Annotated in this window: 11 protein-coding genes; 4 read left to right on the plus strand and 7 right to left on the minus strand. The window is 61.9% G+C overall.

The features are described from left to right. Positions 1 to 84: 84 nt before the first annotated feature. From thiL to R6Y96_RS07830, 3 genes are read right to left on the minus strand one after another with little or no spacing between them, the layout of a single operon-like run. Positions 85 to 951, minus strand: coding sequence for a thiamine-phosphate kinase (thiL, locus tag R6Y96_RS07820; RefSeq protein ID WP_318620728.1), 867 nt, complete (start codon positions 949 to 951; stop codon positions 85 to 87). Beyond that, entirely contained in the window at positions 944 to 2,893 is a 1,950-nt protein-coding gene (locus tag R6Y96_RS07825; RefSeq protein WP_318620729.1) for a DUF460 domain-containing protein, read from the minus strand. The genes thiL and R6Y96_RS07825 overlap by 8 nt, the downstream gene beginning before the upstream one ends. After that, positions 2,890 to 3,750, minus strand: coding sequence for a serine/threonine-protein kinase RIO2 (locus R6Y96_RS07830; protein ID WP_318620730.1), 861 nt, complete (start codon positions 3,748 to 3,750; stop codon positions 2,890 to 2,892). The genes R6Y96_RS07825 and R6Y96_RS07830 overlap by 4 nt, the downstream gene beginning before the upstream one ends. 49 nt (positions 3,751 to 3,799) lie before the next feature. On the opposite strand from R6Y96_RS07830, the gene R6Y96_RS07835 reads away from it, so the two are divergent. The 4 genes from R6Y96_RS07835 to R6Y96_RS07850 all read left to right on the plus strand — a co-directional run bounded on the left by R6Y96_RS07835 (position 3,800) and on the right by R6Y96_RS07850 (position 10,880). Then, complete coding sequence (locus tag R6Y96_RS07835) at positions 3,800 to 4,705, plus strand: TIGR00269 family protein (RefSeq protein WP_318620732.1); 906 nt, start codon at positions 3,800 to 3,802, stop codon at positions 4,703 to 4,705. Between the two features lie 78 nt (positions 4,706 to 4,783). Next, the gene (locus R6Y96_RS07840) at positions 4,784 to 5,098 is read left to right on the plus strand and encodes a ferritin family protein (RefSeq protein WP_318620733.1); all 315 of its coding nucleotides are present in this window, start codon (positions 4,784 to 4,786) and stop codon (positions 5,096 to 5,098) included. Positions 5,099 to 5,906: 808 nt separating this feature from the next. Then, positions 5,907 to 7,553 carry an AMP-binding protein gene (locus R6Y96_RS07845; RefSeq protein WP_404810338.1) on the plus strand — a complete coding sequence of 549 codons (1,647 nt, stop codon included), beginning with the start codon at positions 5,907 to 5,909 and terminating at the stop codon, positions 7,551 to 7,553. Between the two features lie 531 nt (positions 7,554 to 8,084). After that, a complete protein-coding gene (locus R6Y96_RS07850) occupies positions 8,085 to 10,880 on the plus strand; it encodes a PAS domain S-box protein (protein WP_318620736.1) in 2,796 nt (931 codons plus the stop codon). A gap of 14 nt (positions 10,881 to 10,894) precedes the next feature. Here the strand turns inward: R6Y96_RS07850 and R6Y96_RS07855 are convergent, their stop codons facing one another. The 4 genes from R6Y96_RS07855 to R6Y96_RS07870 form a co-directional block, all read right to left on the minus strand. Next, positions 10,895 to 12,304 (minus strand): COG1470 family protein, encoded by a 1,410-nt coding sequence (locus R6Y96_RS07855; RefSeq protein ID WP_318620738.1) that lies wholly within the window; start codon positions 12,302 to 12,304, stop codon positions 10,895 to 10,897. Positions 12,305 to 12,309: 5 nt separating this feature from the next. Next, positions 12,310 to 13,410, minus strand: coding sequence for an ABC transporter permease (locus R6Y96_RS07860; RefSeq protein WP_318620739.1), 1,101 nt, complete (start codon positions 13,408 to 13,410; stop codon positions 12,310 to 12,312). 6 nt (positions 13,411 to 13,416) lie between these two features. Next, positions 13,417 to 14,322 carry an ABC transporter ATP-binding protein gene (locus R6Y96_RS07865; RefSeq protein WP_214022974.1) on the minus strand — a complete coding sequence of 302 codons (906 nt, stop codon included), beginning with the start codon at positions 14,320 to 14,322 and terminating at the stop codon, positions 13,417 to 13,419. 668 nt (positions 14,323 to 14,990) lie between these two features. Then, positions 14,991 to 16,199 carry a hypothetical protein gene (locus tag R6Y96_RS07870; RefSeq protein WP_318620740.1) on the minus strand — a complete coding sequence of 403 codons (1,209 nt, stop codon included), beginning with the start codon at positions 16,197 to 16,199 and terminating at the stop codon, positions 14,991 to 14,993. Between the last annotated feature and the right edge of the window lie 20 nt (positions 16,200 to 16,219).

The raw sequence follows: 16,219 nt of genomic DNA on the forward strand, positions 1-16,219 counted from the left end.
ACCTGGATCAGCAGGCTTTATAACTTCTCCTGATCACCGCCGGCGCCCCCCCCCCCAGTGACCTGGAGATCCAGAAGAGGAGACCTACCCGCTCCACTCATGCAGGTAACCGCGGGGTTCAAGCGGTTCCCCGTCTGCAAGGACGACCCGCTCGTCTATGACCTCGCCTATGACGTGCGCCTCAACACCGGCGACTGGAACTACACCCTGCGGGGCGCAGAAGAGGAGTTCAAAATCCCCGCCACCATATAGCGCGAGGAGACGCCCCTCCTCCACCGGCACCCCGGCGGGGAGGGGGAGCCTTGCGGTATCGATGGCAAACCCGCAATCGTTCACGGCGAGGAGATCATAAAGCGAGAGAGCCAGCCCATCGGATATATCCATCATCGCCGAGACCCCCGCACGGGCGAGCGCCTGCCCCTCGCGGACACGCGGCTGCGGTTCCAGGAGTTCCCTGCGGTGCTGCTCCCAACCGTTCAGGGCGGCCTGCGCCTCCCCGAGCCGCCCGGTCACCGCGACGGCGTCCCCCGGCCGCGCCCCCCGCCGCCGGACAAGATATCCGGGCTCAACCCACCCGATCCCCGTGCTGACGAGCGTCAGCTCGCTGTGGGCGTCAAGGTCGCCGCCCACAAGTTCGGCGCCGAATGCGGCGCAGCAGTCCCTGGCGCCCTCCATGATCCCGCGGAGACGCTCCGGCCGGTCGAGACCTACCGCCAGGAGCACCTGCCCCGGCGCCGCGCCCATGCTTGCAACATCAGAGAGCGTGACCGCCACCGCCATCCAGCCCGCCTGCCAGTCGGTCATCCCGGCGGGAAAATCGGTCGTCTCATGGAGCATATCGGTGCTCACGACCATGAGGCGGTCAGCGCAGGGAACGACCGCACAGTCGTCCTCCAGGTGTTCCGGGGCGATTATCGTCCCGATCAGCCGATGCAACCCCCGTTCATCCACCGCGGCGCACCTCCTTCTCCCGTTCGCTCCGGTACTCCCTGACAAGATACTCCACGCGTTCAGCCTCCCGCTCCCGCAGGAACTCCTTCTGCTCCTCTTTCCATGCCGCTATCGCCTCATCGAGCGCCAGTGACCCCACAACACCGGTCTTCCCCCGGATAACCGGGCTGAGGGGCTCTGCCGGGATGAGGGGGAGACCCGCCTCCCGGGCAACCCTGACCAGGTTGGGGTCGGGCGGCTCGCCGCCGACGAGGAGCGCTCGCACCCCACCCGCAGCCAGGTCTTTTATCACGCCCCGGCCCCAGCCATGCGCCCGTGGAACGTAGAGGACGTCACCTCCAGCGATGCCCATGTCCTCCTGAAGACCCCGCACCCCCTCCCGCGTGAGCGAGTCAAGCACCTTTAGGGGTGTTGAATCTTCAGCTGACTCAAGCCTCTCGACCGCCTGCATCCGTTCCAGCCGTTTCTTCAGCCGCCGCGACCGCCGCCGTTCGCCCCGCAGCTGTTCCCGCAGGCTCTCGATGGCCGCGTCCTTTGCCGCCAGTTCCGCATCCCGGCGGATCCTGCGCTCCGTCGCAGAGCGTGCGCGGCGCAGGCTCTGGCGCAGGTGCTCCACCTCACGGTCACGCTCCCGGAGAGTGTCCTGCAACTCCTGCACATAACTGCGGAGCCGCTTCACCATCCCGTCAAGCGCCATCACCCGCTCATCCTCGACCGACCGTTCCTGGGCAGGGGCCGCCGGTTCGGCCTCGGTTATAGGCGCAGGCGCGCCCTGCATATCCTCAATGACGGTATCGAGCGGCTGACCCCGCAGAACCCTGGCCCTCACCTCGTCAAGGTCAAACCCCGGCCCCACCCGTTTTGTTATGTTCCGAAACTTGCTCTGCAGACTGCGGTAGGCGTCCAGCGCCGCAGAGAGAGCGTCACGCTCGTGATCGTTTGTGTATGTAAACAGTGCGGTCAGTTCATACTTCGTCTCCACCGGGAGCGACTGTTTCGGGGTGTAGGCGATGGCGTTGAACGCCCGTCGAACCTTCTCGACCGAGTACGGCATCGGCTGGACGTCGGATGCAACGATGAGCGGTTTTCCAGCACGGTAAATCTCTTCGACTATCTCCGACATCGTCATCTGCCGGGAACTCGTGAGGAGGACAAGGTTGCCGTCGAGGTCAACGGCAGCTATCCCGGTCGTCGTCCCGGGATCGAGCCCCACGATCAGGTAACGCGGCCGGCCGGAGAGCGGTTCAAACCGGATCCGGTCAAGGCGCCTCCCCGTCACCCGGACCTGGACATCGGCGCCGCGTGAGGGGTGGACGGGGACCATCTCCCTGGGAGCGGCGACCCTGAACGCGACACGGGAGCAGCCGCCAAAGGCCTTCGTCTCCTTCTTCTCGTAATCGAGCCCGGCACCACGGAGTCTGGCCTCGATCTCTCTCCCCTTCTGCATCACCGCACCGTGAATCTTCCTTGCGTAGCGGTTCTGGCTCCAGCCGCCGGGGCCTGGCGAGCGGTGCCTGCTCACAACGATATCGGTGGTGTTCTCAAACGCGATCACCTGGACGCCTGCACCGAGAGAGGCCACACGGGCGATCGTCCGGGCCTCGGCGTAGGGGTCGAACCGGTTGAAATTGATGTTGTAGCGGGCGGCAACCTTCCCGAGACTCTCCGTGCGTTCGCCGCCGGTCACCTGGACGAGTTTTGTTGAGGGCGGGAGCGACTGGAGGAACGCGTAGAGTTCGTGCTGATCGGCAGCGATCTCCTGGAGACTGTCCACCGCCAGGATCTCGGGCTGCTCGGCGGTAAGGAGACGCTGGAGCCGGAACGCCGTGACCTCCTGGACGTCCAGCATCTCGCCATCCTCCATACGGCAGAGGGCGTAGACCGGTCGGCGGCTGCGCGAGCGTACCGAGCCCTTGATTATATCTATCCCGAAGACCTTCACTCCACCACCCGTGCCAGTGCTTCGTCGAAGGCGTAGTCGATGCCGTATTTTCGTTTGAAGTACTGGAGGATGTTTCTGATGTCCCGTGCCAGGATCTCGTCAGCGTTCGGGTGGGCGGTCTCAACCCACTGCGGCCAGTCGATCAGCCAGCACTGCCCCTCCTGATCGACCATGACGTTGAACTCGCTCAGGTCGCCGTGGATGATCCCGAGACCGTAGGCCTCACTGATGTTATCCAGGATCGCGTCCAGGATCGGCCCGGGCTCGGTGAGGGTTGCCTGCGTGAGGTTGACACCGGGGATGAAAGACATCACGACCACGTGCCGGTTCTGGTCGATGGGGAGCGGGACGGAGACGGCGGGGTGGAGGGCCGTTAAGGCTTCATACTCCATCTTTGCTGAGTTGCTCGAGGCAAATATCCAGGGGCAGTGTCCGGTATCCGGCATATACCCTCTCTTGAGCCGTACCGCCTGGAAAGACCGCTGGCCGACGCGGTGGAACTTCAGAACCACGACCCCGAGACCCATCGCCTCGTAGACCTCCGACTCTTTCCCGACGCCGATCCGCGTTCCGAGAGCCTGGATGGTGCCGCGTTTTGTCAGGGTATGGAGGGCGAGGGTGTCGTAGCCATCAAAGATCAGGGCGTAGCCGTCGTAAGGGGTCTTTTCGTAACGGACCATGTCCATGTTTATCAGCCTGCCCAGACGATAGGTGAGTTCTGACTCCGAGAACCCTGTAGCAGATTTGAGTATCTCAAACGGCACCCAGGTGTAGCGCCGCATGAGACGCTCGAGGGCAAGCAGGATCCGGAGTTCGTAGGGGTGCAGGGATTGCACGTATTCTGCAGGAACAGGCATCGTCTACAGAATTTATGTGGTAAGGTGATAAAAGTATGATCGAGAGAGGATGCAGTGCAGCAAATGCCGGCGTGAGGCGATCGTCTACCAGCGCTACTCGGGGCTGCACCTCTGCGAACAGCATTTCAACCGCGATTTTGAGGCGAAAGCGAAACGGGCGATCAGGGAGCACCACTGGATCGAGTCCGGGGACACGGTGGCTGTGGCGCTCTCGGGCGGCAAGGATTCGAGCGCCGTTCTCTTCTTTCTCCACGGGCTCCTTGGCGAGCGGCGGGACGTCCGGTTGATGGCGATAACGGTGGATGAGGGGATCGCCGGTTACCGCGACCCGGACCGGGCCAGGAGGCTATCTGAGGGTATGGGTGTTCCCTGGGTTACGGCCTCGTTTCGCGACGCCTACGGGATAACACTTGACGAGATCGTGGCCAGGAAGGGCACCGGGCTATCCTGCACCTACTGCGGCGTGCTCCGGCGGGCGCTGATGAACAGGGTTGCCAGGGAGGAGGGGGTCACGAAGTTTGCATACGGGTTTAACCTGGACGACGGGGCCCAGTCCGTGCTGATGAACGTCCTGCGGGGGGATGCGGCGCACCTCACCCGACCGGTGCGGGAGGTCGAGGGGCTGGTCCCGCGGATCCGGCCGTTTCTCTACATTCCGGAACGGGAGGTGGCGCTCTACGCCTTCCTCCACGTCGAGGGGTTCGACCTCGCGGGCTGCCCCTACGCGGTCGGCGCCCTCAGGCGCGATGTGCGGGGGATCCTGGACGAGTATACCTACCGCCACCCTGCAACGAAGTACTCGCTGGTGAGGCTGGGTGAGGCCCTCCGGAGGACTGACGCAGCCGCAGGAAGCGGGTTTGGCGTCTGTGAACGCTGCGGCGAACCGATGCCGGTAAAAGAGGGTAAAGGGATCTGCCGGGCGTGCCAGGTTCTTGATGAACTGAGAGGGGCCTGATGAGCAGGGGGGTCGCTCTCCGTCCGGCGGTGGGTATAAATAATCACCTCTCCCATGAACCACTGGAGGTAATTGATTATGCCTGATTTTGGACAACCGTTCTCCGGGAACCACATGGAGCGCAAACTTGACCAGGGCGAGATCGTCAGGACGATCAGGTTTGTGATCGCCGCCGAGTATGAGGCGATCCAGCTCTACACCCAGATCGCTGAATCGACCGACAACCAGCTTGTAAAGATGGTCATGCTCGATATCGCAGACGAGGAGAAGGTTCACGCAGGTGAGTTCCTGCGCCTTCTGCGGGAGATTGAGCCGTCTGAGGAGGAGTTCTATCAGGATGGCTACAGAGAGGTCGAGGAACTGATAGAGGATCTGAAGAAGGCGGGGAAGTGATCGATCTCTCCACCCACTCTCATCCCCGTTGTTGAACCCCCGGCCTTCGCAATCTTTTACCGGAACGATCCTTCAGAGAAAGTGAGGGCGATCTTTTTTGAAAGGCCAATACTACCGTTCTTCTACCGCCAGCGCCTCAGCCCGCGGGAGACCCCGGGGTATCTGACCAGGGAGCACCGTGCCGTTGTGGCGGGGGGGGGGAACCGCCACCATCTCCAGGGTGCGGTGCGGACGCGATGGGTCGTTTCGGGGAGGGTTTTGCCCGTAAGGCCTCCTGGAGAGAGTGTTCCTCCTCTGGCACTGAATGGTGGCGGGGGGATCCCGTTCATAGGTCTCCTGCATCCCGGGCGGCAGGCGGTGCGAGGCGATTGGCCCGGTGGCCGTGTCCGGGGAGGAGAGAGGATCTTCGGGGAGTTTCAGGTGAGGCCGCGAAGAGACTGTATCTATGGGGGAATCGCCCCCGTTGGGGGTGGGGCTCGCCGGGGATGAGGACGGGACGCCGGTGCGTCCTTTGACCATACCCCCACCGTGCTGCACCATGGAATGCCCGGATTTGCAAACAGAGGTGCACCAGAGATCAAAAAGGTGATATGCCGCACCAGAAAACCTGTATGGTATGGTGCGATACTCGGTCACGATGGATGACGACCTCGTGCAGGCAATCGACAGCGTACGCGAATACCATGGCATGTCCAGATCTGAATGGCTCAACAACCTCTGCAGGAAGTACCTCAGCAGCACCCCGGCAAACGGCGTGAAAACCGACGTCCCCACAGGTGTCCCGTCCGGGAACACCAGGGAACCGAACATGACCGATTACGAGGCGGCCTGCGCCAACTTCAGGATCGATGTCCCCGAGTACTTTAACTTCGGCTACGACGTGATCGACCGGTGGGCCGAGATCGACCGGAACAAACTCGCCATGATCTGGGTGAACCATGCAGGAGAAGAGAAGAAGTACACCTTCCGCGACCTCAAACACCTCTCCAACGGCGCCGCAAACATCCTGCTGAAGTACGGGATCAAGAAGGGAGACAGGGTCATGCTGATGCTCCCCCGGATCCCTGAGTGGTGGATCTTCGTTCTCTCGCTCATCAAACTCGGCGTCGTCTTCTGCCCCTGCCCCACGATGCTGACGCCAAAAGACATCAAGTACAGGGTGCAGGCCGGGAAGTTCAGGATGATCATCACCGACAGCGAGAATGCCGATAAGGTCGACCAGGTCGCCGACGCATGCCACATGCTCGACACCCTCTTCCTTGTGGACGGCGAACGCGAGGGCTGGGCAAGTTACCCCCACGAACTCGAGTATCCTGCACCGGTATCGCACCACACCGTCAGCATGCCGGTCAAGAAGAAAACGAGATCGACCGACCCGATGATGATCTACTTCACCTCCGGCACCACCGGCGAGCCCAAGATGGTGCTTCACAACCACGCCTACCCCCTCGGGCACATCGTCACCGCCTCGCTCTGGCATGATGTCACGGCAAACGATCTCCACTTCACATTCTCCGATACCGGGTGGGCAAAGTGCGCATGGGGCAAGATCTTCGGGCAGTGGATCGCCGGCGCCTGTATATTTGTTTATGATGCCCGGGGGAAGTTCTCGGCGACAGAACTCCTCCCGATGATCGAGAAGTACGAGGTGACAACCTTCTGCGCACCGCCGACGGTCTACCGGATGCTGATCCTGGCAGACCTTGACAGGTTTGACTTCCGCGAACTGCGGCACTGCTGCAGCGCCGGAGAACCCCTCAACCCCGAGGTTATCCGGGTCTGGAAAGACGGCACAGACCGGTTAATCTACGAGGGTTACGGCCAGACGGAGACCGTCTGCTGCATCGCCACCTATCCCTGCATGGAGCACAGGCCCGGTTCTATGGGGAAACCGGCGCCGGGCTGGCATATCGAACTCCACGACGACGACGGCAACCCTGTCGGAGTCAGGGAGGAGGGGCGGATCGCGGTCAGGCTCGACCCGCGGCCGGTAGGGCTCTTCGTCGAGTACCTCGACAACCCGGAGGCAAACCGTGAGTCGTTCAAGAACGGGTTCTACTACACCGGCGACAAGGCCTACATGGACGAAGACGGCTACTTCTGGTTCGTCGGGCGTGACGACGACGTCATCAAGTCGTCCGGCTACAGGATCGGGCCGTTCGAGGTCGAGAGCGCCCTTATGGAGCACCCCGCCGTCCAGGAGGCGGCGGTTGTCGGGTCACCCGACCTCATCCGCGGGATGGTGGTAAAGGCGTTCGTCATACTGAAACCCGGTTATCAGCCATCAGAGTCGCTGGTCAGGGAACTCCAGGCCCATGTCCGGAAGACCACCGCCCCCTACAAGTACCCCCGGTTGATCGAGTTCGTTGACTCGCTCCCAAAGACCATATCAGGAAAGATCCAGAGGAACGTCCTGCGCGAACAGGAACTGCGCAGGCACATGAACGGGAGTTAAGGTTCAATCTCATTTTTACCACGGGGCGGGCGGCAGGCCTCATACCCCTTGAATTGCGGGGCTGCTCAGAACGAAAATAGCCCAGCCGGGAGGTTCGCTATTTTGTCTCCCGGCGGCGGCGATCGGTCGGGGCCATCAGACCGATGCTTCGCCGGCCCGATAAACCTCTCCGTGGGCGGATTGCGGCATCGCCGACCACCCACTTCCATCCGGATCCGGTTATTGCGGAGAGCGAGGAGAGAGGGGCGGAGGATCTTCCAGCCCCCCGCGTGTTGATACTCCATTCGATACACTGCCACAGGGAGGATGAACAGATCCGCCGGGCTTCGATGTGAACACCCTGCCGAGATCCCGTTCCTGCTCCCCGTGCACGGCCACCGGGAGGTGGGGGTGTTTTGGCGAAGGACGTTCAGCGCGGTGGTGATTCGAGGGTATCGTACCAGAAGAGAACTGGTTCGATGGGCTCTCGTCTCCCGGCCATGCTAACTCAAAAAGGCTTATCGTTTCTGCTACTGAGTCATTGTTTAACTTATGCTCAAGATACTTGCAGTCGATGACGAACCGGCGTTTCTCGAACTGACCCGCGCATACCTGGAGCGGGATGGAGATATAGTGGTCGAGACAACGCCATCGCCGCGGCAGGCTCTCGATATGCTCGCAGAGACCCCATACGATGTCATCGTCGCCGACTACGAGATGCCGGAGATGAACGGCATCGCGCTCCTCCAGGAGGTTCGGCGCAGAGGACTCTCGATACCGTTCATCATCTTCTCCGGGCGCGGGCGTGAGGAGGCAATCATCGAGGCGCTCAACAGCGGCGCAGATTTCTACCTCCAGAAAGGCGGCAGTCCTTCCGCCAGGTTTGCCGAACTCCGCAACTTCATCCTGCAGGCGGCCAGGCGACGGCGCGCCGAGGTGGAGGCGCAGCGTGCCGGCGACCTCTACCGGAGCATCTTTGAGTACACCGGCTCTGCCACCATCATAATTGAAGGAGATATGACGATCTCGCTTGCAAACAGTGAGTGCGAACGGCTCACCGGCTACTCCCGTAAGGATATCGAGGGGAAGATGCCCTTTACGGCCTTCGTCGCGCCTGAAGACCGCGAACGCATGGAGAACTTCCACCGCCAGCGAAGGATAGACCCGAGATCGGCGCCGCGGACATACGAGTTCAGGTTGATCGACCGCGAGGGGCGGCGGAGAGAGATCCGCCTGACGGTCGGGATCATCCCGGGAACCGATCGCTCCGTTGTATCTCTGATCGATATCACCGACCGGAAACGGTTCGAGGAAGAACTGAGCGCGGCGCACGAAGAGATGACCGCGGCGTTCGAGGAGGCGACGGCAAGCCAGGAGGCGCTTGAGGCGCAGTGCCGCGAGATGGAAGACTACCAGGCAACCCTCCGCGGCATCATCGACTTTCTCCCCGACCCCACGTTTGCACTTGACCGTAACGGCAGGATCATCATCTGGAACCGGGCGATGCAGGAACTGACCGGTGTCAGAATGGAGCAGATAATCGGTTCCGGGGCGGATGCCATATCACGTGTGATCCCGGGGCTGGCACCGCCGTCGCTTGCGGAGAGGATCCTCAGAGGTGAGGTTGCAGAGACTCCCGGCCGCGAGGTCTACATCACCTCCCCCAGGACAGGAAAAGAGGTCTGCCTCTGGGCGAAGGCATCGCCGCTCTACGACGCAGCAGGGGAACTCGCCGGCGCGATCGAGTCGATGCGCGACATCACAAAGTCAAAAGAGATGGCAGACCAGATCCGGCGGCGTATCGCCCTCGAGCAACTGGTGAGGTCGATCTCCACCCGGTTCATCGGCCTCGACCCCTCTGACCTCGATGACGCCCTCCAGGAGACGCTGGAGTTGCTCGGGTCGTTCCTCGGCGTCGACCGGAGTTACATCCTCCGCTTCTCAACAGACCTCACCCATGCCGAGAACACCAACGAGTGGTGCGCCGAAGGGGTCGAACCGCAGATCGACGTCCTTTTTAACCTCCCGGAGGACGTGATCACCTGGGGGCTCGAGAACGTGAGGGCGCGCCAGACGATCTGCATCCCGGATCTTGCCGCGCTCCCCGATGACGAGGCGGAGATACGCGACTTCCTGCTGGATTACGGGATCTCCTCGATCATCCTTGTGCCGATCGCAAGCGCTGCGGAGCCCCTCGGCATCATCGGGTTTGAGACCGCCGGGAGAAAACGAAGATGGTCTGATGACGACATAACGCTGCTTGAGATCGCCGGCAACCTCTTTGCCGACCTCTTCTCCAGGGTCCGTGCACAGGAGCAACTCCTTGAGAATGAGGAGCGGTTCAGGACGCTTATAGAGAGTTCGCATGACTGTTACATCCGGGTGACCGGGACACCGCCGGTGATCGACTACATCAGCCCCTCAATCGAGAGACTGAGCGGCTACACCCCGGAAGAGATCCTGGGCGACCCGGACTTCTTCGAGCGGTGGGTCCACCCGGATGACCGGGAGACGCTCGGGGCGCTGCTTGGAGGCCTGGGCGGTTGCACCTCCAGGGAGTGCACGCTCCGGGTTCGACGGAAAGACGGCCGCTACATATGGATAGAGGTCTCAGCGGTCCCCGTCTACGGTAACGACGGCCGGCCGGTTGCGTTTCATTACGCGATCCACGACATCGACGCCTGGAAACAGGCCGAGGCAGCGCTCATGCGGGCCAACAAGAAACTCAACCTGATGAACAACATCGTCCGCCACGACATCTTGAACCAGGTCACGGTGGTGCTGGGGCATCTTGCCCTCCTGCGCGAACAGCCGCTCGATCCCGCCGTCACAGGTGCTCTCGACCGTATGGAGGTTGCCGCGGAGATCATCAAGTCGCAGATCGGGTTCACCCGGGATTACCAGGAACTCGGCGTCCGCGCACCACAATGGTTCTCCGTCAGGGCGGCGGTCGAGGAGGCGGTAAAAACGCTCCGGCCGAAGGGGGTCAGCGTCTCAACCGATCTCGATGACCTCCGCATCTACGCCGACCCGCTCCTCAACTCGGTCTTTTATATCCTCTTCGACAACAGCGTGCGGCACGGCAGGACCGTGACCGCGATCCGGATCACGGCCGCACCGGACGACGGCGGTGCGCGGATCACCTGGGAGGATGACGGCATCGGCATCCCCGCCGAGGAGAAGCCGCGGATATTCGATCGCGGTTTCGGGAGGAACACCGGGCTCGGGCTCTTCCTGGCAAAAGAGGTGCTTGCGATCACAGGGATCACGATCCAGGAGACCGGGGTTCCAGGAAAAGGGGCGCGGTTCGAGATCCTGGTCCCGGCCGGCGCCGCACGGTTTGGGTGAAGACCGCACGGATCTCACCGCCGCCCGTACTTCCTGAAGATGTACCAGAGCCCGCCGGCAACCCCCACCATCACCAGCAGACCCAGCAGGGCAACGTAAGACCGTTCGTTCACCACGACCCGGAACTCGTCCTCCTGCTCGTCCTGGTCGCTCCTGACAAGGGCTATGAACCTGTACTCCCCGGCGACTATATCCGCCGGCGGGACCACGGCAACCTGCACCGTCGCCCGTTCTCCGGGCTCAAGGCTCGCGACCGTTGCCGGATCGACGCTTGCGCGCCAGCCTTCCGGCGCGCTCATGTTGACGCCGATGTTTGTCAGGCTGCCGCCAACACCTGCGTTTGTGATCGTGATATCGAAGTTGAGGGTCTCGCCGCGGTTGATCTCGTGGCGGTAGGTCTTTGTGTAGGTCCGAAGGTCGTAGGAGCCGCGGAGCCGGAGGCTCAGGTTCTCCTCGTACTCGCGGGCCGACGAACCTGCCACGAGCGTGAAGTTGTAGTCGCCCACATCCACCGAGTAGGGCGGGATTATCTCAAGGTAGATGGTCTTCTCCTCGCCGGCGGGGATGTAGATCTCCGGGACCTCCTCGGTGGTGCTGCTGCTCTCCGTGAACCGGGCATACCACTGCTCCGGGAGGTCGGGGACGGCAAGGGTGTAGGTATCGTCGTTCCTCCCGATGTTCCTTACGGTTATCTCATACTGCGGGTTTGTGCCGACCGTCGCCACACGTGAGGGGGTCTTCACCAGGACCTCGGCAAAGTAGTTCTCCTTATCGAGCGGGACTATCCCGAGGTCGACCGTCTGGCCGATCCGGATCTCGACGTCATCCTTCTCCCAGGAGCGGTAGCCGGGTTTGCTGACCCTGACGGTGTATGTGCCCATGGGTGCGCCGATGCTCACCTTCCCCTCGGCGGTCGTGAGCATCCCTTCGACCCTGGTATTGCCGTCGTATACGCCGACGTCAGCACCCTTGACGACGTTTCCATCTTTATCGACCACAGTCGCCTCCAGGGTGCCGGTCTCGCCGCTGTGGGTCTTTGTGATCCTGACGTAGACCCAGATCGTGCCTTCGCCGATACCTACCCGGAGGGGGTACTCCCCGACCGCTGCACGCCCGGAGGTCTCAACAACCAGGCGGACGGTCTTCGTCTCGCCGGCGGGGATGAGCATCCGGTAGACCTCGCGGTCACCGTCCTCGAACCGGATCTTCCAGTCGTCGGTCCCCCGGTATGTCCAGTAGTTGAGGAGGCACGTCCCGGTATCCCCGCGGTTCGTGATCTCGAGATCGAAGACCGCGGTCTCACCGGCCTCGACCACCTCGCCGGGGAAGTCGCACCGGATATCTGTCTGGACGGCTGCGCCCGCCGCAACCGTGACCAGGGCGAGGGAGAGGAGGAAGACAGGTATGATCTCTCGGATGGTCAATTGTATCACCGTATATCCATCCTCATGAACTTCACATAGGCCGCGGCGAAGAAGACCGATGGGAAGACTATGAGGGCGGCGAGGTTCTTCCAGACCTGGGCAAGGGCATCGGCAAGGCCCGGGGTCTCCGCGGTGGAGACCTGGGTGTAGTCGTAGGTGTAGGGAGAGGAGATCATCGGAGCGACCCTCGGGTTTGTGACCGCCATGGAAACCACGGCGTAGTTCATCTGCGGCGAGAGTATGTATGATATGTCGTATACGAGGGCCTGCCGTTGGACATACCGTTTCCTGTCCTCTTCATACTGCTGCCAGGCGGGGTCATCGGCCCCAACATGGACCACACTCTGGGAGGACGTGCTGGTGAAGTATCCACCCCCGCCGTCGCTCCTGACCACCATCGGTGTTGACTGCGGCGGTTGGGGCGGGTCGCCCACAAAGACGTTCCCGATCGCCATCCCGAGGATGGGGATGAGCGAGGAGACCAACACAAAGATCACAAGGGTATAGATCAGAGCGCTCCCGCTCTCCGGGGCGACCGTCGACATCGTGAGCGCGACGGCGAAGTAGCCAAGCAGGAATAGAAGCGAGACGGCTCCAAAGACCAGGATGGCGAGAGACTCCTCAACCGTCGGGACGATCGAGAATATGAGGAGCATCGCAAACGATATGGCGAGCGCGAGCACCATCGCAAACCCGAGCGCGGCGATGCCGCCGAGCGCCTTGCCGTTGATGATCTCGTCGCGGTAGACCGGGTGTGAGAGGAGTGTCTTTAGCGATCGGGTCTCCTTCTCTCTTGATACCAGGTCAAACCCGGTTGCGATGGCAAGGACGCTGCCAAGCGAGACCATGTAACTCATCATGGCGCTGAAGACGAGCATGATCGAGGGTTTCTCGGGCATCCAGCCGGCGTATGGCGCTTCAGAGTCCTGCATGTACTGGAGCTGCTGGTTGTAGGAGTCGAGGAGGGTGTTGTAGTTCTCGATCCCGGTGTGGATGCCGATCGCCGATATCGCCAGGAAGAGCGCCAGGATGATGATGAACCGTCTGCTGGTGATCTGGTCGGAGAACTCTTTTCGTGCGACGTTGAGCAGTCGATCGAGTGCCATGCTGTATCACCCCCGGTAGAGCGCCATGAAGGCGTCCTCGATGCTAGGTTCTTCGAGCCGTATCTCCCGGATATGCAGCCCCTCTTCGGCGATGGCCGCGGCAAGCCTCTCCCGGATATCGCTCTTTGCCTGGATGACCGCGCGGTTCCCGTCCCGCTCGAACTCGATGATATCGGGGTCGCTGAGGTCAGGCAGGTCTTCTGCGGTCTCGACGACGATCCGGAACGTCTCGCCGCCGGGGGAGGCAAGCGTCCGGGCGACTTCGTCGATGGTTCCCTGCGCAACAAGCCTTCCTGCCGCAAGCAGCCCTACCGTCCGGCAGACCGCCCGGACCTCAGAGAGGATGTGGGAGGAGACAAAGACCGTCTTTCCCTCTCCGGCAAGCCGCGTGACGAGGTCGCGGTACTCCCTGACGCCCTCGGGATCGAGGTTTGCCGTGGGTTCGTCGAGGAAGAGCACTTTCGGATCGTTGATCAGCGCCTGGGCAAGTCCGAGCCGCTGTTTCATCCCGCGGGAGTACTCCCCTGCCTTCTGGGTGACGCCGTCGAGGTGGACGAGTCTGAGGATCTCGGCGATCCGTTCCTTCCGGTCTGCTGCGTTCATGTCGTAGAACCGGGCGAAGTAGTCCAGGTTCTGCTCGCCGGTCAGGTTCCCGTAGAACCCGACATCTTCGGGGAGGTAGCCTATGATCCTCTTCACGGCGAGCGGGTCGTTTGCGACCTCGATCCCGTCGACAAAACACCGGCCGGCGGTTGGCTCGATCATGCCGGTGAGCATCAGGATCGTTGTGCTCTTCCCGGCACCGTTCGGGCCGAGGAAACCGAAGATCTCGCCTTCCCCGACCTCCAGGTTCAGGCCGTCTACGGCCGGTTTTCCGTTATACACCTTTGTAAGGTTCTCTGTTCTTATCATTTCACACTCCGCCATGGCCGTTTCCTGCGGCGTCTTGAGGCAAGCTTCGACCTCAGTCTATTAACGTTTTCTGTGTCAATCATCTACACGTCGTGCGGCCAATCAAGATCAGCGAACCTGGAATATGGACTTTCCATCATTTTGGGGCATGGGGATGTGTGGGGGGAGCCTCGAATCGCCCCCACTCCAGGTGAACGTCTTTCTATGCGAGGAGTCGATCAGCCACTCCGCCCGGCCGCTATAAGGGGGCGGGCAAGTGGTTGGAGATTGACCCGGATAGCCGTGCACGGGGCAGAAACAGGATCTGCGAGGAGTCTCGCGCCTGAAACCGGCTTAGGTGGATGACCGGGGGGACATCCCCCGCCCCTGTCTCCTGCATCTCTGGTTGAACGGTATTCATGGATCACCCCCACCTCCCGGCGCGCTCACGCGGCCTCCTCCCGCCCCCTATAAGGGGGGGGCAGTGGTTGGAGATTGGCCCGATGGCCGTGCCATGGAGGGCATGAGATGGAGGGTTCTTGCTTTCGAACCCGGGTGAGGTGGAACTGGGGGGAAGGCAGCGGCCGGGCCTCGGGTGAGGGGTTGAGAGGCTTGTTGCTCCACAAAACCCGGGTTCTGGAGATTGCGAACCCGCCGTAAAATTAGTGTGACCGGGCGTGCTGCCCGGTTCAGGGTCTTTGCCTGCGTAGGGCGACCGCGACCACAAGGGCGCCTATGACGCCGGCGGTTCCCCAGGCCGTTGCCGGGGTGGTGGTGGCCGCAGCCTCAGTTGTGGTCATTGGAGCGGTTTCTGTCTCCACGGGCGTGGTATCATCCCCTGCCCCGACTGCCGCGTAGGCCATAAGGGCATACTGACCGCCGCTTGAGACCGTGGCGGCGAGGCGCGTCTCCCCCTCATACCGGGAGGGCACCACCGTCCACGCCCCGTCCCGGTATACCGCGATGAACGGCGTGGTTGCGTTCACGCCCGAGAGGTTGAACGATAGGGCGGCGGCCGGGTCAAATGTGGCGGCTGACGGGGAGATGATGTATGATCCGGCAAGAACCTGCCACTCATCTGGAACCCCTGAGGGTGTGCTCCTGATGATCCGCAGGTCAGCAGGCGCCGCACCATCTATCGCATCATCCACGGTCTCAAGGGTGACAATCCCATCAAGCGAGGAGACCGTCACGGTTTCAGGCGCGGCGGTCGGTGTCTCCGTTGCGCCGCCACCGGAACTGCCGCCGGAACCACCGCTGGGCGGAGGGGTGGTGGGAGATGTTGTCGGTGTGGTGATTGTGGGGTTGCCGACAAGGATCGTCTGGTCGGTCACGATGTTTCCATCCACAAGGGCAATGACATGTGCGGAGCCGTCGGTGATACCGGTGAGGCTGAAGGTGATCGCCCCCGAATCCGGGCCCATCTTGACCCCGGAGAACTCAAGAACAACGTTCACGGCATCGACACCTTCTTCCGGTGTCCCGAACGCCTTGATGAGTTCCATCGTGCCGGCGGGGAGGTTGCCAAGGCTCTGGCTGATCGATACGGTACCTGTCCTGCTGATCTGGGTTATTCGTTTGATGGTCTCCCCCTCGGAGGCCTCGATCCCGGCTTCCGTGACCGGGGAAGCACTGAGAACAACCTGAGGACTGTTCAGGCCAAAGGGCATGCTGACCTGGTTTGCCTGGTAGGTAAACGAGGTCTCCCCTGCGACATCCACCAGCGACTCCATCCGGAGGGCAAAGACGCTCCCGTTGGAGAGACCGCTGTAGGAGACGGTGATGGTATCCCCCTCCTGGATCTGGGACGGGCTGATGGAGATGGAGACGGCAGAGGCGCCCGGAACCAGGCAACAGAGGAGAGAGAGAACTATGAGGCACAACACGTTAAATCGCATATTCTCACATCGGATAATTC

The sequence above is a fragment of the Methanoculleus receptaculi genome, from assembly GCF_033472595.1.
GTDB classification, from domain to species: Archaea; Halobacteriota; Methanomicrobia; order Methanomicrobiales; family Methanoculleaceae; genus Methanoculleus; species Methanoculleus receptaculi.

Coding starts and splice junctions, on each gene's coding strand:
- R6Y96_RS07830 (WP_318620730.1), bottom strand. CDS start 3,750: ATGCCTGTTCCTGCAGAATACGTGCAATCCCTGCACCCCTACGAACTC.
- R6Y96_RS07835 (WP_318620732.1), top strand. CDS start 3,800: ATGCAGTGCAGCAAATGCCGGCGTGAGGCGATCGTCTACCAGCGCTAC.
- R6Y96_RS07840 (WP_318620733.1), top strand. CDS start 4,784: ATGCCTGATTTTGGACAACCGTTCTCCGGGAACCACATGGAGCGCAAA.
- R6Y96_RS07845 (WP_404810338.1), top strand. CDS start 5,907: ATGACCGATTACGAGGCGGCCTGCGCCAACTTCAGGATCGATGTCCCC.
- R6Y96_RS07850 (WP_318620736.1), top strand. CDS start 8,085: ATGCTCAAGATACTTGCAGTCGATGACGAACCGGCGTTTCTCGAACTG.
- R6Y96_RS07860 (WP_318620739.1), bottom strand. CDS start 13,410: ATGGCACTCGATCGACTGCTCAACGTCGCACGAAAAGAGTTCTCCGAC.
- R6Y96_RS07865 (WP_214022974.1), bottom strand. CDS start 14,322: ATGATAAGAACAGAGAACCTTACAAAGGTGTATAACGGAAAACCGGCC.
- R6Y96_RS07870 (WP_318620740.1), bottom strand. CDS start 16,199: ATGCGATTTAACGTGTTGTGCCTCATAGTTCTCTCTCTCCTCTGTTGC.